We start from the raw sequence: 21,705 nt of genomic DNA, 5'->3' as shown, positions 1-21,705 counted from the left end.
GTATAAAAATGATTATTTGTCATGATAAATAATCATTTTGGTACTGAATATTAAAGGGTGAAAAGAATTCGGGAAATTATTTGGAGTAAATCATATTGAAATTTTGCTGATTTTTTAATGAAAAAAATCGTTATTTTCTTAATTTTTAAATTTAACAGAAATATATACTTGAATGAAGTATATATTTCTGTTAAATTTATCCTATGGATAGAACAAGTTTAATTAAGGGTCATTTGGAAATGTGTGTATTGTCTATTTTGTCTGCAAAGAAAAGTTATGGTTATGAAATTATGAAAGAACTTGAAGGACATAATTTGAAATTGAAAGGAGTAGGAAGTATTTATCCGATTTTAACTAAACTGAAAAATCAAGAGTGGGTTAATACTTATCAAGAAGTAACGGATAGTGGTAAAGTTAGGATTTATTACGAAATTAATGAAAATGGAAAAATACGTCTTGAGAAGAAAATTAATGAGTGGTTAGAGTTGCAATTTGATATTAAAACATTATTAAAGAGTGGTTTGAAAGGAGACCTTCTGAAATGAGGAATGAATTAAACGATAAAGAACAGCAATTTTTAACTGGCGTACTTAAGGATTTAAAGCAATACGATATAAGTTTAGAAGAAAGGGAAAATATTAAACAACAAATTTTAGAACATATTCAAGAATGTCGTGAACATGGTGAAGACAGTATAAATGATTTAGGAACGCCTCAGTTATTTGTTCAAGATTTTTTGGAAATAAATGAAATTGATCTGCGAGTAAAAATGAAACAACTTCGAAACGTAAATAAAAAATCTAGTACATTAATCATAGGTGGAATATTCATCTCTTTGATTACTTACCTCATCTCACAAACTACACTTTCAATATTTTTAACTGAATCATTTAGTCCAAACAATAGTAATAATACATTTAATTATAATATTTTATATCGAATAACAGAAAATCAATGGTGGAACTCTTTATTAATAATGATTAGTTTTACAATCTCCGTTTTAGTATTTATAAGCTTAGTAAGTTATAAAAAAAGAAAGTTATCTGAAATAAATTAAGATGAAGACATTTAAATATAAATTGTTTCTAATTTGTATATTTTATAATGTGTTAATGTTATGTAGTATACATCCAAAAGTTTACGCTCAGCAAAATATTAAAGTTACTTTAGACAAGTATATTGAAAAGTTTTTAAAGGAACAAAATATTCCAGGAGCTTCTATAGCAATTGTACATAATAAAGATGTATTCTTCAAAGAATCATGGGGGAATACCGGGGAGTCTGAAAAAAAGGTAACCAGTAAAACACCATTTGCAATTGGATCAATAAGTAAATCATTAACTGGCCTAGCTATAGTGAAGTTAATAGAAGATAAAAAAATTAATTTAGAGGATTCAGTTCAACAACATCTTCCTTGGTTTAAAGTAAAAGACAACCAATTCGCCTCAAACATAACAATAAAACACCTTTTAAATCACACTAGTGGCATAAGTACTTATACAGGATTAACCTTATCAGATCAGCAATCTAAAAACACTACAGCTATAAAAGAAAATGTGAAAAAACTTTCAAATGTAGAATTAACTGCTTCCTCCGGAAAAAAATATCAATATAGTGATGCGAATTATCTAATTCTTGGTGCACTTATTGAGGAAGTTTCAAAAGAAACATACTCTACTTATATGGAGAAGGAAATTTTTCAGCCATTAAAAATGAATGGTACAGCAGCAAATAGTGAGGATTCTTATAAAAATGGTTATTTAACAGGTTACCAATCATGGTTTGGAATACCAAGAAAAAGTACGGTGTCGTATGATAATGGTGGGTCACCATATGGCTATATTACAGCAAATCTAGAAGATATGATTCAATTCATTAAGTTTTTGAATCACAAAGAGCATACGCAATTTTTAAATAAAGATAGTATGGATCTTTATTTATCACCACTATATAAAGTAGATTCAGAAAAACATTATGGATTTGGACTGAGGACAACAAATATAAATGGAAACGAAAAGATGGTTTGGCATTCAGGGTCAACTCCGGATTCACATGCAGAAATATTTATTTTAAATGAAACTGGCTGGGGTGGTGTGATTTTAACGAATAAAAATCATATTTTAGAAGAAACAGCACTGCCAGCATTGAAAAAAGGTATTATTAATATTTTGAATGGTGAAGAACCTGTTGGTATACCCCGAAATATACCAATAGTTCAACTTGTTATGTCAATAGTAATTTTCACACTTTTCATTACAGCAATTATGCTAATAATAAAGTATAAACGTAAGAAAATCCGTAAAAAAATAATCTGGTTTTTTCTAGGAAGTTTGTTTCTAATATTATCTATTATTTTAATTCCACTTCTTATTTATAGTACAAATTCACCGTGGCAGACAATTAAAATGTTTGCTGCAGATGTAGCTTTACTCACTAGTATTATAGTTATGTTATTGACCGTAAATGGATTAATATCAATATGTATTGCATTGAAAAGTAAATTGATAAATGAATCATAAGGGTTTTTAATTATGTAAATATAATATGTTAAATAATCACTTAAACCGTTATAAATAGTTGATTCTCACACAATGTCATTGTTTAAGCTTAAGTTGAGCTTCGAATAATTGTAATAAATAGGAGGAGCTAATGTTCAAAATAGGGGATTTTTCAAAACTTTCTTCCATTAGCATACGTATGTTGAGACATTACGATAAAGTGGAATTATTGCAGCCAGAAAAAGTAGATGAACAAAATGGCTATCGCTATTATTCCGCTGCACAATTAAAGAAAGTAAATCAAATTCAAACGTTAAAAGATATGGGATTTAATATTGCTGCTATTAAAGAAATAGTAGAGAGTGAAAATATTGAAGTAATAAAATCGCAATTTGTAAATCGTAGTGCTCAAATAAAGGAAGACATGCACAATCTCCAAAAACAATTACGTTTCCTCGAAGACTTACTGAAAACGATGAGAGAGGATTTTGTTGAGATGAACTATCATGTTTCGTTAAAAGAAATTCCAGAAAGAAAAGTAGCAAGCGTTAGAAAGGTTATTCGATCTTATAATTGCGAAGGGGATTTATGGAGTATATTAATGCAAGAAATTAATGTTAAAAATATTAGTATAGCTAATCCGAGTTATAGTATTGCTACATTCCATGATCAAGAATATAAGGAAAATGATGTGGATGTGGAAATACAGATAAATATTTTAGGGGAGCATGAAAATACAAAAGATGTTAATTTCAAAAAGATAGATCCATCTTGTGTAGCTTCAATAACAGTTAACGGAAGTTACGAACAAATGACAGCTGTAAATGAGGCGGCAGCAAAATGGATTGAAACGGAAGGTTATGAATTAGCCGGACCGATGTTTAATATTTATCACGTTAGCCCAGCGATGGAATCAGATCCTAATAAGTGGGTTACAGAGGTTTGTTATCCGATAAACAAATAAACAATAAAGTAAAAAAGGCATATACGATGCCTTTTTTACTTTATTTCCATCCGAAAATATTTAGCACAAATGCCTCGTTGATTAGCAATAATAGCGACATTACAAATAATCGGTGGGAAATGGAAACCACTTATTTTATTTATATTATTAACAGATGGAACAAAACGGTTTGGTGAATTAAAGCGATTAATACCAGACATATCTCAAGGAACATTAGCGAAGCAGCTTCGTGAATTAGAGCAAGATCGACTAATAAAACGCGAAATTTATCAAGAAATACCACCTAAAGTTGAATATAGCTTATCTGAACATGGCAAAACAGTCAGTACTGTTTTAGATAGTATGTGTGGTTGGGGAAGAGCACATTTAGAATATATCGATAAAAATAAACTATAATATTATTATGTAAACTAAATGTAATGTGTAGAAACATGTTGTTTTAATAATTTGTTTTTTATAATATATAATTAAATAATATTAAAGGCTTTTATACATATAATCTTCCATATGAGTTGGGATAGATGGAATGGCGTATTGTTCGAAGTAACTAGTTGTTTGGGGCTGAAAAAATGCGTAGCAGATATAAAAGAAGACGTAGGCCATTTCACGATAATATCAACTATGAGTCTATTTCGAGAATCATCTAAACAGTTAATGCATTTTTACAAAGGGGAAATAATAAAATGAATGAATTAGATTATAAGAATTTTTATAATAAAGTGGGACGAGCAAACGGGTGGGACTTCAGTAAGCTGAAATGTGAAACTGTAGGTGACACTTGGGATTTTTATGGAGACGTGACAGAAAGATGCAAACCATCACATATTCTACTTGATGTTGGTACAGGTGGAGGAGAAAATGTACTTAACATAGCATCTTCAGCCAAATTATTAATTGGAATAGATAATTCTAATGGCATGATTGAAACAGCATATTCCAACTTAAGAAAAGCAGGTGTACAAAATGTTGAGTTTCTCCAAATGGGTTCTGAAGCTTTAACGTTTCCGCATGCTTATTTTGATATTGCTTCTAGTTGTCATGCACCGTTTATAGCATCTGAATTGGCAAAAGTAATGAAAAAGGGTGCTTTTTTCTTAACTCAACAAGTTTGCGAACATGATAAATTAAATCTCAAAGAAGCATTTGGCAGAGGGCAATGCTTAGGCGAAAGAGATGGCATTTTAAAAGAAAAATATATGGGTGAACTTATTAGTGCAGGATTTGAGCTCGTGCAAGTACGTGAATACGATGTTATCGATTATTACAGTACACCTGAAGATCTCATTTTCTTATTAAAACATACGCCTATTATTCCTAGATTTGGAGAAGAGGAAGAGGATTTTAATATTTTACAAAAGTTTATTGACGCTAATAGTTCTGAAAAAGGGATTCGTACGAATTCCAAAAGGTTTATGATTATTGCTGTTAAATCATAATGTATTTTATCGTAAAAGCTGATTTTCTTTTAAAGAAAATCGGCTTTTTTTGTGTGGAAAAGAATGCAGGGAAAACTTAAAAAAATAGAAATAAGTAAAGTGTTAATCAAAAAATCGAAATATGGAGGATATTTGTTTTGAAACGTTACTATATTAACAACGGAAAAATAAACGTACATATTACTGAATGGGGGAATAATGACAAACCCGTTATCTTTTGTTTACATGGATTAGGTAGTACGAGTTTAAGTTTTATAGAAATCGCAGAAAAATTAAAGGAAGAGTATAGGTTTATCTCCATTGATGCACCTGGGCATGGTAAAACACCGCGCTTTGAAAGAACGGAAGATTATGAGATGCTGAATTTAGCAAACTGGTTAAATGAAATAATAAATGAACTGAGAATTGAACATTTCTATTTTTTATCACATTCGTGGGGAAGTTTTGTAGCACTATTTTATTTATTAAATAATCCAGAAAAAGTACTAGGAAGCATTCTTATTGATGGAGGATATCAAACAAAAAGGCTTAAAGAAGAAACGCTTCAAGAGGAAATCTTGTATTATGAAAAAGACTTTGATGAATATGTTTTTAATAATTGGGACGAATTCTTCAAAAGTGAAAAAGCAACCTATACTAGGTGGTCTCCATTAATAGAGCTTGCAGTAAAGGATCTTGGTGTAGAAATGGATAACAAAGTACGTTGGCATGCGAGAGGTACAACAGCTGGTAATATAATAAGAGGTATGCATAAAGATGAAACGATAGATATATATGAGAAGTTACCATCTAATATTGTATTACTTCGAGCTACACTACCGCAGATATGGGATGATTATAGAGATAAGACAGTAAAAATTTTCAAATTAAAAACTGGCGCGAAAGTAAAATTAATCCCTGACACTACACATTTGTTGCATTGGGATAAACCAGAAGTTGTTATAGTGGAAATAAAAAGTAATTGGAGCTAACATATTCATACTAAAGTTGTAGTTTTTATATAAAAAATCCATCCTTCGGTTTGATTTTATCTATTTATAAGTGTAATACAATAAGAATAGATAATAAGAAACAAGGGGGGATGTAACGTGATTACACATATATCAGATATAAAACTACAAACGGTTTCTATAGAAGGGGTAAAACAAGTTTATAAAGACATATTATCTTTTCCAATAAAAAAAGAAACCGCATCATTTATTCAATTTGAAGTAACACCGTATACAACAATTAGTTTTCAAGAAGTATATGAACCAATTGCCCCTGCGCATTTCGCCTTTGAGATCCCATATTCAAAGTTTCATGAAACGGCAAAATGGCTTAAAGAGTCTGGATTACTCATTGTGAAATGGAAAGATGGTCATACAATTGGTGAGGAGAATGGTCTATTCAATTTATACTTTAAAGATGGTGATGGAAATCTTCTCGAAATTATCCCACATAGTTATATAAAAGAAGACGTATTAGTTCCCCATTCACCGTTAAACATTTTATACGTAAGGGAAATCGGTCTTCCCGTTAAAAGTGTACCTGTATTTACGGAATGGTTGAAATCAAATCTAAATATGAAAACGATGGAAGATGGAGAGATTTTCAACTTTGTTATAGGTGGCACTGCATATATCGTTGCAACTTGGTGGCAGCGGCCTTGGATTCCAATTGAGATGAGAGCTTTACCACCAAAAGTACACGTATCTTTCGGAACACCTGATTACGCATTTTTAAAACGAATCCAAAATAATTTTAAGAAAAACAGTGTTCCATTTGAAAATAAACATAATGAAGTATTATTTATTCAACAGGGGTATACATTTTCTATTTTGCATACACCTGAGTTTCATTCCGATATTCCTAGAAAATTAAACTTGCCACTTTCTATATAATTATAGGAAGTGGTGAGTTTTTTGCATTTTCATGAAGAAGGGTTTCAGCATAATTAAATAAAAAAGCCGACTTTCAATCCATAATTCTGGAAGGAATAGTCGGCTTTTCTTAATTTTCACACTGTTTTTCGCTTATCTTAACCCAAAAGTTTTACGATTCTTTTTAAATTAACGGTGAATATGGCCATTGCTCCTTGTAATTCCATACCAATTAGACCCGAGGATGAAGCCACATCGTACCCGTGTTACCCTCAAAACTCATTATTTTTATTAACTCCTTTGATGGCACTCGCTACCCCAATAGCCATGAGATTAATGCAATTACAGTTGAAGAGGCTGAATGTTTCTTCAGTAAATTTTTATTTTAGTTTACTGAATTAATTGATTTATTCACTGGACTTTTTTCGCTCTTTATATCGTAATGAAAAATGAGTGAATGTTAATAGTTATTAAAATCTTCGGATCCTTGAATCTCAATATGGGTGAATAGTGGCGAAAAATTAAATTGAAAATTATGAAAATTAATATTGCGCTCGTTTTTCACCTCTGATATATTATATTTAAGTGAAAATTCACTAAATTATTACTTTTATTTACTAAAAATAGAAAAAGAGGTAATCATATTGGTAACATTAAATGAAATTGCCAAAAAGGCACAGATATCAAAAACGACTGTATCAAGAGTGTTAAATGAGGATCAAACTTTATCCGTTACAGAAGAGACTCGGAAAAAAATCCTTCAGGCTGCAGAAGAGTTAGATTACATACCTAAAAAGCAACGAAATATAGAAAAAAAAATTACCAATCCTAAGCAGCACGGAAAAATTGGGCTTTTGATGTATCTTTCTCAGGAATCGGAATTTGATGATCCATATTTTTTGGCCATTCGTAATGGAATTGAAAAGAGAATGATTGAATTGGGAATTGAACTATCGAAAATGTTGAGACCTCCTTTCAATAAAAAGGATCTAGAAGGATTGGATGGATTAATAGTAGTAGGAGTCATAGGTCAAGAAGAGGTGGAAAATCAAGTAAAGCAAGTACAACATGTAGTGTTTGTCGATGTATCTCCTGACGAACAACTATATGATTCAGTGGTGATAGATTCTGAAAAAGCTACTGAAAAGGTTATTCAATACTTATTGGATTTAGGACACAAAAAAATAGGCTATATTGGTGGTCAATCATATACCATTGGTGGATTATCTGGAAAATTAGAGATTCATGATGTACGAAAAAGAACATATGAAAAAATGCTAACGGAACAGGGATTATATAACCCGAAATATACTTATATTGGAAAATGGACAACGAAAGATGGCTTAACGCTAATGGAGGAAGCGATCCATTCAGGGAATCTCCCTACCGCCTTTTTCATTGGAAGTGACCCTATGGCCATTGGTGCTTTGAAAGCTTTAACGGATTCAGGATTAAAAGTTCCTGATGATATCGCGATCTTTGGATTTGATGGGATTGAATTATGTGAATTTGTTACTCCTCCATTATCCACTGTAAAAGTTCATACCGAGGAAATGGGGAAAGTAGCAGTAAATCTTCTAGTTGAACGCATTGATGGGAGAACACTGCCATTAAAAGTGGTGGTTCCGACTAGTTTGATTATTAGAAAAAGCTGTGGAGGTGAGGGAATTTAAAAAAATTTTAAGAAGGAATGAAAGCGTATTCTTAAAGTTAGGTCTAAAGATTGTTTTACAAAAGACAAAATTGATCTTCAAAAAATGATAGGGGGATTTATGTTGAAAAAAAGAATATCGTTATTATTAATTTTAGCTATTTCTTTTGCAATGCTGCTTTCTGCTTGCGGGAACAGTGAGAAATCTTCTAGTCAAGGTAAAAGTGGGGAGAAAGTATTACGCTTTGCTACATGGGATACTGGAGAGAGTCTCAAATACCAACAAGATATTGCGAAAAAGTTTGAAAAGGCGAATCCAGGAGTGAAAGTGCAAGTTGAAGCATATGCTGACGGGTTTGAGGATAAGCTGGCTGCTTCTTTCGGAGCAAAAAATCCCCCTGATGTCATGTATATGTGGAATTATCCAGATTACTATAAATCTCTGGAGCCACTTGATGACTACGTAAATAAAGACAGTAGTTTTAAAACTACTTTTGATGATTTTTATACGAATATTCTAAACTATCACAAATTCAAAAATACTACCTATGGATTTCCAATTGGTTTTACCACTCGCGTCATTTACTACAATAAAAAACTTTTCCAAGAAGCAGGGGTACCTCTTCCGACTTCTGGTTGGACTTGGGAGCAGTTCAGTGATGCAGCGAAAAAGTTATCCAATCCTGAAAAGAAACAATATGGGTTTGTTCTCTCTTCCAAAAAAAATTCATATGCATTCCAAGAATATGTATGGAGTAATGGGAGTAGTTTCATTAGTCCTGATGGCAAAAAGGTAGATGGATATATGAATAGTTCAAAAACACAAGAACTCCTTAATGGCTTTCAACATATGATTGATGAAAATAGTGCTATTGTGTCTGATAAAGTCACTGAAAGTTTCAAATCAGGGAAAATCGCTATGATCGAGAACGGCATTTGGCCTTTAGAAGATTTTAAAAAGGCTGGCATGGATTTTGGAACTGCAGAAATTCCATCCTTTCATGGACAACCTTCAAAGGGTGTTATCCATTCTGCAGGAATTGCAATGGCCAAAGACTCTAAAGAAAAAGACCTAGCTTGGAAATTTATCAAATACTTTGTATCAGCAGAAGCAGCAAAAATGAGAAAGACTGATATGCCAGTACTTAAGAGTGTGGTTTCCGAACAAAGTCATAAAAATGATCAGTTATTAAGTACATTCTATACTATGCTTGAAAGATCATCAGATACTCCAGGCTTTTTACTTACAAACAAATGGACAGAAGTTGACAAAAAACTAGATTATGCAATTAGCAGTGTATTATTAGGGCAAAATTCAGCAGATAAAGCCTTGAATGAAGCGGTTAAATTAACAGAGCCTGCATTGAAAAAATAGTTTAAGAGAAAGAAGGGGATCATTTCATGATTATAAAAACTGAAAATAAAATAACTCAAACGGTTCCCGAACGACCCATATCCATTCTATCAAAGATTAGATGGGGAGACCTTACTCCCTATCTATTCATTTCTCCTTGGATCATTGGTTTCATCTGTTTTACGTTCGGACCCTTGATTTTTTCTCTTATCATAAGCTTTTTTGATTGGCCTACTGTTGGAACCCCAACGTTTATTGGTTTCAAAAATTATGTTGATATGTTTACAAATGATCCAGTGTTTTGGCAATCTTTAGGAGTTACCTTTAAGTTTGCTGCTATTTTAGTACCGTTAAACATCGGTATTGCTCTCTTGCTAGCTATATTATTAAATCAAAAAGTAAAATGGATTTCAGGCTATAGAACGATATTCTATCTTCCTACGGTTGTTTCGGGAGTAGCCCTTTCAATGATTTGGTCATGGATGTACGACGGAGAATACGGTTTACTAAACTATCTACTATCATTAATAGGCATTAATGGACCAAACTGGCTAAATGATCCAACATGGTCACTTTTTGCCATCGTGTTTGCAGGTATTTGGGGGCAAGGGACTATGATGCTGATATTCTTAGCCGGTTTAAAAAATATACCGAAAGACCTATATGAAGCTGCAGATATAGATGGTGCAAGTAAATGGCAAAAGTTCAGTAAAATAACACTTCCGATGCTGAGTCCAACCATTCTGTTTAATGTCATTACTGCTATCATTTCAGCATTTCAACAGTTAACACTCGCGCTTGTTCTAACAGGTGGAGGGCCTTTAAGAAAGACGTATTTCTATGCAATGTATGTTTATGAAAATGCTTTCAAGTATTTTAAAATGGGTTATGCATCCGCAAATGCTTGGTTTATGTTCTTAATTATTTTGGCTCTGACATTACTGGTTTTCAAATCGTCTAATACTTGGGTTTACTATGAAAATGAAATGAAAAAGAAACAAAAATAGGAAAGGAGGAATATGATGATTACGAGAAGTATAACAACGAAGGTTATTGTACATACAATACTGATTATTTTTTGTTTATTTTTTATCGCACCATTTCTTTGGATGTTCATTACAGCTGTAAAAACCCCTGCTGAGACATTTGTTTTTCCACCGAAACTAATTCCATCTCAGTTTGAATTTAGTAATTTTTATAAAGCCTGGACTGTTTTACCTTTTACAACATTTCTGACAAATTCTTTGATTGTTACAGGATTAGGCATCATCGGACAACTATTATCATCTTCTTTAGTAGCTTATGGATTTGCCAGATTCAATTTTAAAGGAAGGGACATTCTTTTTCTAATTTTACTAGCAGGAATGATGATTCCCTGGGATGTAACTGCAATTCCCTTATATATGGAATTTAATCAGTTGGGCTGGATTAATACTTTAAAACCACTGATTGTTCCTAACTTTTTTGGATCACCCTATTTCATTTTTTTACTTCGCCAATTTTTATTAGGAGTTCCGAAAGAAATGGAAGAAGCAGCGATCATAGACGGGGCGAACCATTTTCAAATTTTTTCTCGGATATTCATTCCGTTAATGGCTCCAGTATTGGTGGTTGTCGGTGTGTTTCAAATGTTAGGCTCATGGAATGATTATTTAGGACCATTAATTTTTTTGAACGATCAAAGTAAATACACTTTAACGTTGGGACTCATGCAATTCAAAGGGATGTTTGGAGTTGATATGACTTCTATCATGGCTTCGACTCTATTAATTTGTATTCCTCCCATTATAGTATTTTTTATAGCACAGCGCTTTATCCTGGATGGCGTTCAAAATACAGGTATCAAATAATGTTTATTCCCTACCTGATCAAGGAAGACAGAAAGGAGGAAGTGGGCCGTGATCGCAAGGATTTATCATTTATTAGAATGGATTATGAAATTGTTATGTCTTAATTTATTGTGGATTGGATTTACATTGATTGGTTTTGGGGTGTTTGGATTATTCCCATCGACTGTTGCTATGTTCCAATTAATAATGGATTTGATCAACAAAAAGGATACAAAAATGGTAGCAACTTTTTGGAATTCCTATCAATCTAATTTTAAAAAATCGAACAAAATGGGTTTTGCCATCGTTTTAATAGGATCGATACTTATGACGGATCTTTATTTTTTTCAAATGTATGACACCTTGGTAAGTAGGGTTCTTTCCCTTATGAGTTTGTCAATGCTTTTATTTTATGTAGTGAATTTACTCTATATTATTCAGACATTTAATCATTTTGAAGTAAAAACATTTCATTATTTTAAATATGCCACATTAATAGGCATAGCAAATCCGATAAAAACGATCATGATCATCATCACTCTCATTCTGATGTCACTTCTTTTTTTAATATATCCAGGTCTATTATTCATGTTTGGTGGTAGTGGTATTGCACTAGTCATCGTATTGTTTACAAAAAATATTTTTGCTCGCTTAAAAGGTGTAGCTCTATAATTCAATATTCTAAAAAAGAAAAAGAGGAGGAGAGGCTATGATCACACAAAAGGTAAACATTGAGGCCATTCATGAAGAGAGTGTCAAAGTCAAAATTGACCAAAGAGAAGAAAATGGAGTTTTATTTGTTCATATCCATATAGGATCAGAACAACCCATTCAATTCCCAAAAGTTAATTTAGTTTGGCATCACCCAATTGTTGATATTCAATCATATTGGCATCCAGGATCCTCCCGTAGTAAAAGTTTCGGTGTGGATTGGGATGGAGGTTTTTCTTCTAAAGCAACAGTATTAGCTCCGGTTGGCTGTTTCTATAATCAAGAAGGACAAAACAGGCTGGCTGTAGCATATTCCAATGCGATGGATACTGTTAATTTTAATTTGGGCGTCCACGAAGAAACTGGAACGATGAAAGCGCAAATCACATTATTTACAGAGCCATCCAAAGTTCAATCATCCTATGATGGAGTGATTCGAGTCGATATGAGGGATATTCCTTATTATCAAGCAATCCAAGATATTTCCGTGTGGTATGAGGAAATGGATGGATATGGGCCATCCTTTGTTCCAGAAACTGCGAAGCTTCCTATGTATTCGACATGGTATAGCTTCCATCAGGACATATCTGATGATGAAATCGAGAAACAATGTGAGATTGCGAAACAGTTAGGTTGTGGGGCTGTTATCGTTGACGATGGCTGGCAGACAGAAGATGATCATCGTGGTTATGCTTATTGTGGAGATTGGGAAGTGTCTCCTAAAAGAATCGTGGGCATGAGGGAACATGTTGAGAGAGTACATGATTTGGGGATGAAATATTTATTGTGGTATAGTGTACCATTTGTGGGAATCTATTCAAAGACATGGGAGCGATTCCGAAGTAAAATTTTATATTTCAGTGATAATCTCCAGGCAGGAGTTTTGGATCCACGTTACCCAGAAGTCAGGGAATATTTGATATCTACTTACGAAAAAGCTCTGAAAGAGTGGAATCTAGACGGATTTAAATTTGATTTTATTGATTTATTTGATTTAAATCGAGCGAAGGGACAAGCAATTCAATTTGATCCAGAACGGGATTATGAATCCGTACAGGAAGCGGTGGATCGTCTATTTACTGATATTATGGAAAGTTTAAAATTAATTCAGCCATCCATTATGGTTGAATTCAGACAAAGATATATCGGACCTTATATGAGGAAATATGGAAATATTTTCAGGGTAGGAGATTGCCCGAATGATGCAATTACAAACCGTGTTGGTATTATGGATCTACGCTTGCTATCAGGAAACACTGCTGTTCATTCCGATATGATTATGTGGAGTCCAGAAGATACGACTGAAAATGCGGCACTGCAATTAATCAATGTTATTTTTGGTGTACCGCAATTTTCCATGCGTTTTGAAAAATTAAATAAAGATCATTTTGAAATGGCAAAGTTTTGGCTAGGGTTTTCGAAAAAATACCAAGACGTATTATTAAATGGTGATTTAAAGCCTACTGCACCGGAATTACTTTATCCGATAGTAGAAACTGTGAATGACTCAACCAGACTAATCGCCATTTACGCAGATGTTTGTATTAAGACTGGTACCAATATTCCCGAGGAATTTATTATTGTAAATGGCACTTTAAACGAGGAGTTCATCCTAGATTTAGAAACAGATCTTTTCAATATAACAATTGAGACATACAGCTGCACTGGCAAATTAATCCGAAAACATAAAACCGATCTATCCAAAGGGTTACATAGGATGGAGACAGAGAAATCTGGAGTTCTAATTTTTAGAAAAGCCTAAATCGGATTATGGCTTCATGTTAATGAATGCTGGTATTCAACTAGAACAAACTGTTTTTAGGAACACTGCAATGGGACGATTTTTTTCACGGATTTTTATTCTAAAAAGCCGATCCTAGTTGCTATAAATAATAAATAAAAAGGGTTCATAAGGAGGATAAAAATGTCGAAAATTACATTTATAGGTGCAGGTAGCACGGTATTTGCGAAAAATGTTCTTGGTGATTGTATGCTTGTTCCAGCGTTAGAGGGATTTGAATTCGCACTATATGACATTGATGTGCAAAGGTTAAAAGATTCTGAGAATATGTTGACCAACTTGAAAGAAAGCTTGAATAAAAATATTCAAATCAAAGCCTATTTAGATCGAAAGGAAGCGCTTAAGGACGCAAAATACGTCATTAATGCCATTCAAGTGGGTGGTTATAAGCCAAGCACAGTGATTGATTTTGAAATTCCTAAGAAATATGGTTTACGGCAGACGATTGCTGACACGGTAGGGATAGGCGGTATCTTTCGTAATCTCCGAACCATTCCTGTGCTGCTAGATTTTGCAAAGGACATGGAAGAGGTTTGCCCTAATGCCCTCTTTCTAAATTACACCAACCCTATGGCGGTATTAGCAGGCGTGATGAATCGTTTCACAGCAATTAAAACAGTGGGCCTATGTCACAGCGTTCAAAGTTGTACAAACGAACTATTCAAATCATTGGGCATGGATTCTGAAGGTGTTCAAGAAAAGATTGCAGGAATTAACCATATGGCATGGCTATTGGAAGTAACAAGAAATGGTGAGGATCTCTATCCAGAAATTAAAAGAAGGGCAAGAGAAAAGCAAAAAACAAAACATCATGATATGGTGAGATTTGAATTGATGGATAAGTTTGGCTATTATGTGACCGAATCATCTGAGCATAACGCCGAGTATCATCCGTACTTTATCAAATCTAGATATCCGGAGTTAATCGAAAAATACAATATTCCCCTTGATGAATATCCGCGCCGTTGTGAACAGCAGATCAAGAAGTGGGAAACCATGCGGGAGGAATTAGTCAATAATAAGGCATTAGACCATGTACGCTCAAAAGAATATTGTTCACTTATCATTGAAGCGATTGAAACGAATATCCCATTTAAATTTAATGGAAATATACTAAATACCGGAAGATTGATTAGCAACTTACCTGAAAAAGCCTGTGTGGAAGTTACGTGCATAGCGGATCGGAGTGGCATAGCTCCAACGTATGTTGGAGATCTCCCTGAGCAGCTTGCCGCATTAAACCGTACTAATATTAATACGCAGCTGCTAACCATTGAAGCCGCCTTTACACGTAAACGAGAATATATTTACCAGGCGGCGATGCTAGATCCTCACACGGCCGCAGAATTGTCATTGGATGATATTGTTTCCCTTTGTGATGATTTAATAGAGGCACATGGAGAGTGGCTTCCAGAATTTAAGAAAAAAGAGGAGATTGCCTTCAACTTGTAGGATTTTATTTTAATCAAGTAAAACAACGTACAAAGCTATATCAATCATAAATGATTTTTCCTGCTATCAGCAGTTACGATCTCGAAACTACTAAAAGTAGTTTCTATTTGGGGAAACCGTGGAATAAAAAGCGTAGGACAGATTCTAGCATAGGACAAAAAGAAAATTAAAATTAGAGATTCTGTAACTCAATTCGATCTAATTCTTTTTGTCTATTTCTTTTAAAACGTTCTCTGCCTGAATTCCATATACTTAAAAGCCCGCATAAACCGGCTATTATCATTAGCCATGTAGAGAAATAATCACCATTAGCTATTAGTTTATTAAAAAAGAAGCTAATAAAGCCTATGTATGCTACAGGAAGAATTCCACCTAAATAAGGGGTTTTTCGAGATGATAAAAAGCTTTGAGTAACTATAATAAGAATAACTATTATTCCAACTACAGGACTCATAATTAAACATTCCTTTCTTTTTTATATTTTTCTATGATGATTTTAGCGACGTCTAGACTAATTCGTTCATCAATAACAAAGCCCTTAATCATATTTACAAACTCTACATCGTCTTCCTTACTATGTACTTCAATCTTTTGTATTAACCTATCTAATTTGGCACGTACTGTTGGATAAGAAACATCATACAGGTTAGACATGTTTTTTAAAGAGCCATAATTCAATATAAACTTTCGAATAAATTCTAAGGATTCCTTAAAGAACTATAAAAAAGAGAAAACTTCCGTATCGTAATTGTTGCCGAGACAAGCCACGAGAGGAGTTTTCGCTTTTTACTCTAAGGTTATCAAAATGATTTTACCATATGATTACGGACTTGGGTTAATTCGTTCTTTCACGGCTTCGTTTCGCCTTGAAATTGTACGTCGTTGTCACGGTCGTGCCTTGCCAGATGTGGTACGGGAATACGACATTCCTTATACCACGTTAGAAACATGTATAGAAAAAATTAGATACTGCTATTAGAACTTACTTAAAATACGATATTGTGTCTAGAAATAATGATGAACTATTACAAGTGAGCCAGTGAATACTGAGCTGATTTTCTTATTTAAAAGGAATGCAAGAGAGAGGTTTATACTTATGGAAAAGAAACGTGAACTAGCTTTAAAATTTGCTGAGGTATTTGGACCTCAAGAAACAACTCAATATTTTTCTCCAGGACGTATCAACTTAATCGGAGAACATACAGACTATAATGGTGGCTATGTATTCCCCGCTTCGATTACTTATGGAACTTACGGAGTCGCTAGACGTCGTGAGGATGATAGAGTATTAGTTTACTCAACGAATTTTAAAGAAATTGGAGTAATTAGCTTCACGTTGAATGAACTGGATTACGATAAAAATGCGAATTGGGCAAATTATGTAAAAGGAGTTATCTTAACACTGAAAGAATCAGGTCATAAAATAGACTGTGGTTTTGAGTTGTTAGTTGAAGGAACGATTCCAAACGGAGCGGGACTTTCAAGTAGTGCTTCACTTGAATTACTTGTAGGGGTAGTATTAGAAGACTTGTTCAACTTAGACGTAACGCGACTTGAATTAGTGAAAATGGGTAAAAAAGTTGAAAATGAATTCATTGGTGTAAATTCTGGTATCATGGATCAATTTTCCATTGGATTTGGCGAGAAAGACAAAGCGATTCTCCTTGATACCAATACGTTAGAGTATGAAATGGTTCCAGTGGTTTTGGACGACTATGCTATTGTAATTATGAATACTAATAAACGTCGTGAACTAGCAGATTCAAAATATAATGAGCGACGTGCTGAATGTGAAGAAGCACTCGCACGTCTCCAAACGAAGTTAGAGATTAATGCACTTGGAGAACTAAGCGAAGCAGAATTTGATGGAAATCAAAATCTTATTGGAGATGAAGTCCTAATTAAACGCGCGAAGCATGCAGTTTACGAAAATGAACGCACAAAAAAAGCCAAAGCAGCTCTTACTGCAGGTGATTTAGAAGAATTCGGAAAGCTATTGAATGCTTCTCATACATCTTTAAGAGATGATTATGAAGTAACCGGGATTGAATTAGATACATTGGTGGCAACTGCGCAAATACAAGAGGGTGTGCTTGGAGCCCGTATGACTGGAGCAGGATTTGGGGGATGCGCCATCGCATTAGTAAAAGAAAGTGAAACCCACACTTTTAAAAACAATGTTTATGATGAATATATCAAAGTTGTAGGATATGCGCCTGTCTTTTATGTGGCACACATTGGTAGTGGAACTAAAGTGATTGGATGATGAATGGGGTGGAAACGATGAACACATGTCAAGCAATTTATGATTTTATTACACTTGCAATTGAAAATGGAACCATTGAAGAAAATGACCGAATTTATATGCACAATCAACTATTACGTTTGCTTGGTGAATCGGAAATGGAGGAGATTACTAGTGTAGTCGAAACGGACCCACATGTGCTGTTAGATACGCTTTTGGATAAAGCGACGAAAAATCTTACTATTTCTAAAAACCAGGCCAATCGTGATATGTTCGAAGCACTTTTAATGAATGTGATTACACCACTTCCATCCAAGGTCAATGCGAATTTTCAGGAGAGATATCGCAAAATTCCTGAACAAGCAACGGATTATTTCTTTGAACTAAGTAAACGCAATGATTATATAAAAACCCGTGCGATTGCAAAAAATATTCATTATTTAGCAGAATCAAAATATGGTGAACTTGAGATTACTATTAATTTATCCAAACCAGAGAAAAATCCAAAAGAGATCTTAGCGGCAAGAAATACACTGAAGGGTAATTATCCAAAATGTTTACTTTGTATTGAAAATGAAGGGTATTTCGGTCGCTGGAACCATCCAGGTAGAAGCAGTCACCGAATCATTAACATCGAGCTAGATGGAGAAGAATGGGGTTTTCAATATTCACCATATGCATACTTTAATGAACACTCCATCGTATTATCTAAGAAGCATCGACCAATGAAAATTTCTCGTGAGGCATTCTCCCGTTTATTTAGTTTTGTAGAAATCTTGCCACATTATTTCATTGGTTCCAATGCAGATTTACCTATTGTAGGAGGATCTATCTTAAGTCATGATCACTATCAAGCTGGGCGCCATAACTTTCCAATGGCAAAGGCTAAGATTCTTAAAACATTTAAATTATCTGACTACTCAAATGTTTCTTGCGGTATTGTCAACTGGCCAATGAGTGTGATTCGCCTCTCTTCTTTAAATAAAGAAGAACTAATTAATGCCAGCACCTACATCCATGAAAGTTGGAAGAACTATTCAGATGAATTTTTACAAATTTGTGCGCAATCAAAAGATGGTACAAAACATCACACGATCACACCAATTGTGCGGCGTTCCGAGGGAAAGTATGAAATTGATCTTGTACTGCGTGATAATAATGTGAGTGAAGAATACCCTGATGGAATTTTCCACTCACATCCAGATGTACAGCATATTAAGAAAGAAAATATCGGGCTTATTGAAGTCATGGGCCTTGCAATTCTCCCTCCACGTTTGATTGAGGAGCTTCATGAAGTTGAGCTGCACTTGTTAGATAAGGAAGCCAATGTTCCTGAAATCCATCAAAAATGGGCAGATGAATTAAAAGCCCAGGGCGGCTATACGGAAGAGAACATTCAAAGCTTTCTTCAAACTGAAGTTGCAAAAAAATTTGAACGCGTCTTAGAAGATGCTGGTGTTTATAAGATGAATAAAGATGGTAGAACAGGGTTTGATCGCTTTATCAAAAAATTACAAAGCACAAATCGAGAGGTGATGACGAAATGACAGTTTTAGTTTTAGGTGGTGCAGGCTATATCGGTTCACATGCCGTCAATCAATTAGATCCCTAAATTTAAGAAAAATTCTGTTATAAGATGCATCAGTGCAAGTTATTAAATTTTTTATCGGATTTATGTCAGTTACAGTCATATATCTAGTAAGTAAATAATCATCTCTATAATAAGTAATCAATTTCTTCTCTTCAGAAAGAAATGAACATAATAACATGTTTTCAATACGTTCTTGTTCGTCTTGGGTTAATGTAGGGCGCTCCACTTTTTTCTGCTTTTTAACAATCTTACGAATACTTTACTGTAAGGAGAGAAATGAATTGAATCTAGAAAATCCGATAGCAAAAGGAAATACGGCTGAAATTTATCTATGTGATAATAAAGTTGTAAAATTGTTTGAAAAATACCTCCCTAATACAGAATCTCTATATGAAGCACAAAAACAAAAGTATGCATATTCACGTGATTTACACGTTCCTAAAGTATTTGAAGTTACAGAGGTACAAGGAAGACAATCTATTATTATGGAATATGTAGAAGGAGAAAGTGTTGGTGAGCTTCTACTTAATAATTTGAATAAAGCAGAGCATTACATTGGCCTATGTGTTAATGAGCAAAAAAAGATTCACGCTATACGTGTGAATACGGATGAAATGGAATCAATGAGGGAAAGGTTAGAGCGTCAAATTAAATCTGTACATAAATTTGATGAAAAACAAAAGGAAAATATATTGAATAAGTTACATTCAATCAAATTTGAACCTAGATTATGCCATGGAGATTTCCATCCATTTAATCTAATTTTGAGTAAAAAGAATGTGAATATTATAGATTGGGTAGATGCTAGTTCAGGTGATATTCGTGCAGATGTGTTTCGGACATACTTGTTGTACTCACAATCTTCGGTAGAATTAGCTGAAATGTATTTACATATATATTGCAGAAATACAGGTTTATCAAGAGATGAGATTTTTCAATGGGCTCCAATTATTATTACGGCTAGATTGTCTGAGCAAGTATCCCCAGAAAACGAAGCATATTTAAACAGATTATTGAATCAGTATTTGTAATTAAAAAATAAATCTGGTCTAGTAGGTAATCAACTTATAAAGGATGTTGTTCAATTCAAGTTTCCTTGTAGTTGAACAACATCCGTTTTATATATTGATATAGGCATACTTATTTTCAATCTTCATCCTATAAAGATTCATTATCCGAACTTGTTCCTCAGTTAATTCTTCTCTATTCCAATACATATGCATTAAACTATATTCGAAAATCTCCTTTAATTTAATAAACAATGGAAATAGATCTATCATTTCTTTAGGAATCTCATTTTCTTCTTGGTATCCGTCGATTATTGCATTTGTAATAGAATTCTCATAGTCGACTATGTTACCATTCCCAACGAAGGAATATTCTATCGCACTATAAATTGGGACTGCTAAATCGAATATATAAAAATGTTTCTCACAGTCTTGAAAATCAATCATTGTTAAATTTGAATTATTTTCAACCAATATGTTTTCTAACCATAAATCTCCGTGTATTAAGCCGTAATTTGAAGGATTCTTTGGAAGTTCCTTTATAGAAGTTAAAACGTCAGATGCAATTTCTCTTATAGTAGTTTCTTCTTTAGGGATATAGTTAAGAAAATTATACTCTTCATTTTCATACCAGTCGTTTATATGATTTACCGGTTGAATTCTTTCAAAGTCTTTAGATATACGATGTAATTTTCCAATTTGTTGACCAAGCTTTTTAAATACATTAGAATTCCATTCGTTTCTTGGTAAATGTATACCAGGAGCAGCTTTATATAATACAGCAAAAACTTCTTTGTCTAATGTTATTTTCTCTACTAAATTCCCCTTTAAAGAAGGTATTATTGGGGGGACTCCTAAGCCATTATTATATAAAAAATCTGTATATCTAACTTCTTCTAGTTGTTCTTCATACGTTTTATAATTAGTTATTCTAACGAAATAATTACCTTGTAATGCGATACATTGATACATTTCATTTGTTACTGAATGAATGCTAATAAAATCTAATGGATATAGTTCATCAATGTGTTGGAGTATCTCTTTTTCCGAATTAGTCATTTTAAAATCCTTTCCTCTCGCTTTAAGTCTATTTTTTTATTCTAAAATGTAAATGGAATCTAGTATCTTAAGCAAATTCGGGAATCGGTAATAAAAACCCTTCCTTAATGTACGAAGCGGTCTACTTTAATACAAAGTAATTAATTAGCAGACAAATATGAAATACATTTTAATTCAATACAGAGAGTTTGTTTTTTGAATGAAACTCTTCATATTTACGTAAGAATTGTATATTGGAAAGTATA

General features: G+C 33.4%; 21 protein-coding genes and 1 pseudogene. 18 read left to right on the top strand and 4 right to left on the bottom strand.

Annotated elements, in window-relative coordinates; genetic code table 11:
• The first annotated feature begins 203 nt into the window (after positions 1–203).
• The 15 genes from JTF23_RS26485 (at position 204) to melA (ending at position 15,558) form a co-directional block, all read left to right on the top strand.
• Positions 204–545, top strand: a complete 342-nt coding sequence (locus JTF23_RS26485) for a PadR family transcriptional regulator (RefSeq protein ID WP_033710985.1) — start codon at positions 204–206, stop codon at positions 543–545.
• Positions 542–1,057, top strand: coding sequence for a hypothetical protein (locus tag JTF23_RS26480; protein WP_204210188.1), 516 nt, complete (start codon positions 542–544; stop codon positions 1,055–1,057). Before JTF23_RS26485 ends, JTF23_RS26480 begins: the two co-directional genes overlap by 4 nt.
• A 1-nt stretch (position 1,058) precedes the next feature.
• Positions 1,059–2,519, top strand: coding sequence for a serine hydrolase domain-containing protein (locus tag JTF23_RS26475; RefSeq protein WP_070139324.1), 1,461 nt, complete (start codon positions 1,059–1,061; stop codon positions 2,517–2,519).
• 130 nt (positions 2,520–2,649) lie between these two features.
• Positions 2,650–3,462, top strand: a complete 813-nt coding sequence (locus JTF23_RS26470; protein ID WP_002110036.1) for a MerR family transcriptional regulator — start codon at positions 2,650–2,652, stop codon at positions 3,460–3,462.
• A gap of 87 nt (positions 3,463–3,549) precedes the next feature.
• Complete coding sequence (locus JTF23_RS26465) at positions 3,550–3,858, top strand: winged helix-turn-helix transcriptional regulator (RefSeq protein ID WP_087945854.1); 309 nt, start codon at positions 3,550–3,552, stop codon at positions 3,856–3,858.
• A 287-nt stretch (positions 3,859–4,145) separates the two neighbouring features.
• The gene (locus JTF23_RS26460; protein ID WP_002110037.1) at positions 4,146–4,898 is read left to right on the top strand and encodes a class I SAM-dependent methyltransferase; all 753 of its coding nucleotides are present in this window, start codon (positions 4,146–4,148) and stop codon (positions 4,896–4,898) included.
• 137 nt (positions 4,899–5,035) lie between these two features.
• Positions 5,036–5,869 carry an alpha/beta hydrolase gene (locus JTF23_RS26455; protein ID WP_002110039.1) on the top strand — a complete coding sequence of 278 codons (834 nt, stop codon included), beginning with the start codon at positions 5,036–5,038 and terminating at the stop codon, positions 5,867–5,869.
• Between the two features lie 117 nt (positions 5,870–5,986).
• On the top strand, positions 5,987–6,781 hold the full coding sequence (locus tag JTF23_RS26450) for a VOC family protein (protein ID WP_002110040.1): 795 nt from the start codon (positions 5,987–5,989) through the stop codon (positions 6,779–6,781).
• Positions 6,782–7,404: 623 nt separating this feature from the next.
• Positions 7,405–8,433 (top strand): LacI family DNA-binding transcriptional regulator, encoded by a 1,029-nt coding sequence (locus JTF23_RS26445; RefSeq protein WP_002110042.1) that lies wholly within the window; start codon positions 7,405–7,407, stop codon positions 8,431–8,433.
• Positions 8,434–8,535: 102 nt separating this feature from the next.
• Positions 8,536–9,786 (top strand): ABC transporter substrate-binding protein, encoded by a 1,251-nt coding sequence (locus tag JTF23_RS26440; RefSeq protein WP_002110043.1) that lies wholly within the window; start codon positions 8,536–8,538, stop codon positions 9,784–9,786.
• Positions 9,787–9,812: 26 nt separating this feature from the next.
• A complete protein-coding gene (locus tag JTF23_RS26435; RefSeq protein WP_002110044.1) occupies positions 9,813–10,772 on the top strand; it encodes a carbohydrate ABC transporter permease in 960 nt (319 codons plus the stop codon).
• A gap of 15 nt (positions 10,773–10,787) precedes the next feature.
• A complete protein-coding gene (locus JTF23_RS26430; protein ID WP_002110045.1) occupies positions 10,788–11,615 on the top strand; it encodes a carbohydrate ABC transporter permease in 828 nt (275 codons plus the stop codon).
• Between the two features lie 48 nt (positions 11,616–11,663).
• A complete protein-coding gene (locus JTF23_RS26425; RefSeq protein WP_204210187.1) occupies positions 11,664–12,266 on the top strand; it encodes a YesL family protein in 603 nt (200 codons plus the stop codon).
• Between the two features lie 37 nt (positions 12,267–12,303).
• Positions 12,304–14,067, top strand: coding sequence for a glycoside hydrolase family 36 protein (locus tag JTF23_RS26420; RefSeq protein WP_002110047.1), 1,764 nt, complete (start codon positions 12,304–12,306; stop codon positions 14,065–14,067).
• A gap of 162 nt (positions 14,068–14,229) precedes the next feature.
• Complete coding sequence (gene melA, locus JTF23_RS26415) at positions 14,230–15,558, top strand: alpha-glucosidase/alpha-galactosidase (protein ID WP_070128396.1); 1,329 nt, start codon at positions 14,230–14,232, stop codon at positions 15,556–15,558.
• 172 nt (positions 15,559–15,730) lie between these two features.
• Here melA and JTF23_RS26410 read toward each other — a convergent pair whose 3' ends face one another.
• Together JTF23_RS26410 and JTF23_RS26405 are read right to left on the bottom strand one after the other, a co-directional pair.
• Positions 15,731–16,012, bottom strand: coding sequence for a hypothetical protein (locus JTF23_RS26410; protein WP_002110049.1), 282 nt, complete (start codon positions 16,010–16,012; stop codon positions 15,731–15,733).
• A 2-nt stretch (positions 16,013–16,014) separates the two neighbouring features.
• Positions 16,015–16,269 (bottom strand): annotated as a pseudogene (locus tag JTF23_RS26405) (DUF2089 family protein); the annotation flags it as partial.
• Positions 16,270–16,654: 385 nt separating this feature from the next.
• On the opposite strand from JTF23_RS26405, the gene JTF23_RS26400 reads away from it, so the two are divergent.
• Positions 16,655–17,824, top strand: a complete 1,170-nt coding sequence (locus JTF23_RS26400; RefSeq protein ID WP_002110052.1) for a galactokinase — start codon at positions 16,655–16,657, stop codon at positions 17,822–17,824.
• Positions 17,821–19,350, top strand: a complete 1,530-nt coding sequence (galT, locus tag JTF23_RS26395; RefSeq protein WP_213020166.1) for a UDP-glucose--hexose-1-phosphate uridylyltransferase — start codon at positions 17,821–17,823, stop codon at positions 19,348–19,350. The genes JTF23_RS26400 and galT overlap by 4 nt, the downstream gene beginning before the upstream one ends.
• A gap of 45 nt (positions 19,351–19,395) precedes the next feature.
• Here galT and JTF23_RS26390 read toward each other — a convergent pair whose 3' ends face one another.
• On the bottom strand, positions 19,396–19,650 hold the full coding sequence (locus tag JTF23_RS26390) for a YolD-like family protein (protein ID WP_081338485.1): 255 nt from the start codon (positions 19,648–19,650) through the stop codon (positions 19,396–19,398).
• 25 nt (positions 19,651–19,675) lie between these two features.
• Between JTF23_RS26390 and JTF23_RS26385 the strand changes: the two genes are divergently transcribed.
• Positions 19,676–20,425: an aminoglycoside phosphotransferase family protein gene (locus JTF23_RS26385; RefSeq protein WP_204210183.1), complete on the top strand. Its 750-nt coding sequence runs from the start codon at positions 19,676–19,678 to the stop codon at positions 20,423–20,425.
• A gap of 87 nt (positions 20,426–20,512) precedes the next feature.
• Here JTF23_RS26385 and JTF23_RS26380 read toward each other — a convergent pair whose 3' ends face one another.
• On the bottom strand, positions 20,513–21,460 hold the full coding sequence (locus JTF23_RS26380) for a phosphotransferase enzyme family protein (RefSeq protein ID WP_204210180.1): 948 nt from the start codon (positions 21,458–21,460) through the stop codon (positions 20,513–20,515).
• Between the last annotated feature and the right edge of the window lie 245 nt (positions 21,461–21,705).

This window comes from Bacillus sp. RIT 809, from assembly GCF_016892495.1.
GTDB lineage: Bacteria > Bacillota > Bacilli > Bacillales > Bacillaceae_G > Bacillus_A > Bacillus_A cereus_U.
Note: the sequence above shows the minus strand (reverse complement) of the source record. Positions and strands in the feature narration are given on the sequence as shown.

Excerpts from the sequence above, each read along its gene's own strand:
- JTF23_RS26435 (WP_002110044.1), top strand. The coding sequence starts at position 9,813 with ATGATTATAAAAACTGAAAATAAAATAACTCAAACGGTTCCCGAACGA.
- JTF23_RS26480 (WP_204210188.1), top strand. The coding sequence starts at position 542 with ATGAGGAATGAATTAAACGATAAAGAACAGCAATTTTTAACTGGCGTA.
- JTF23_RS26420 (WP_002110047.1), top strand. The coding sequence starts at position 12,304 with ATGATCACACAAAAGGTAAACATTGAGGCCATTCATGAAGAGAGTGTC.
- JTF23_RS26400 (WP_002110052.1), top strand. The coding sequence starts at position 16,655 with ATGGAAAAGAAACGTGAACTAGCTTTAAAATTTGCTGAGGTATTTGGA.
- JTF23_RS26380 (WP_204210180.1), bottom strand. The coding sequence starts at position 21,460 with ATGACTAATTCGGAAAAAGAGATACTCCAACACATTGATGAACTATAT.
- JTF23_RS26410 (WP_002110049.1), bottom strand. The coding sequence starts at position 16,012 with ATGAGTCCTGTAGTTGGAATAATAGTTATTCTTATTATAGTTACTCAA.
- JTF23_RS26475 (WP_070139324.1), top strand. The coding sequence starts at position 1,059 with ATGAAGACATTTAAATATAAATTGTTTCTAATTTGTATATTTTATAAT.
- JTF23_RS26430 (WP_002110045.1), top strand. The coding sequence starts at position 10,788 with ATGATTACGAGAAGTATAACAACGAAGGTTATTGTACATACAATACTG.
- JTF23_RS26460 (WP_002110037.1), top strand. The coding sequence starts at position 4,146 with ATGAATGAATTAGATTATAAGAATTTTTATAATAAAGTGGGACGAGCA.
- JTF23_RS26485 (WP_033710985.1), top strand. The coding sequence starts at position 204 with ATGGATAGAACAAGTTTAATTAAGGGTCATTTGGAAATGTGTGTATTG.
- JTF23_RS26470 (WP_002110036.1), top strand. The coding sequence starts at position 2,650 with ATGTTCAAAATAGGGGATTTTTCAAAACTTTCTTCCATTAGCATACGT.
- galT (WP_213020166.1), top strand. The coding sequence starts at position 17,821 with ATGATGAATGGGGTGGAAACGATGAACACATGTCAAGCAATTTATGAT.
- melA (WP_070128396.1), top strand. The coding sequence starts at position 14,230 with ATGTCGAAAATTACATTTATAGGTGCAGGTAGCACGGTATTTGCGAAA.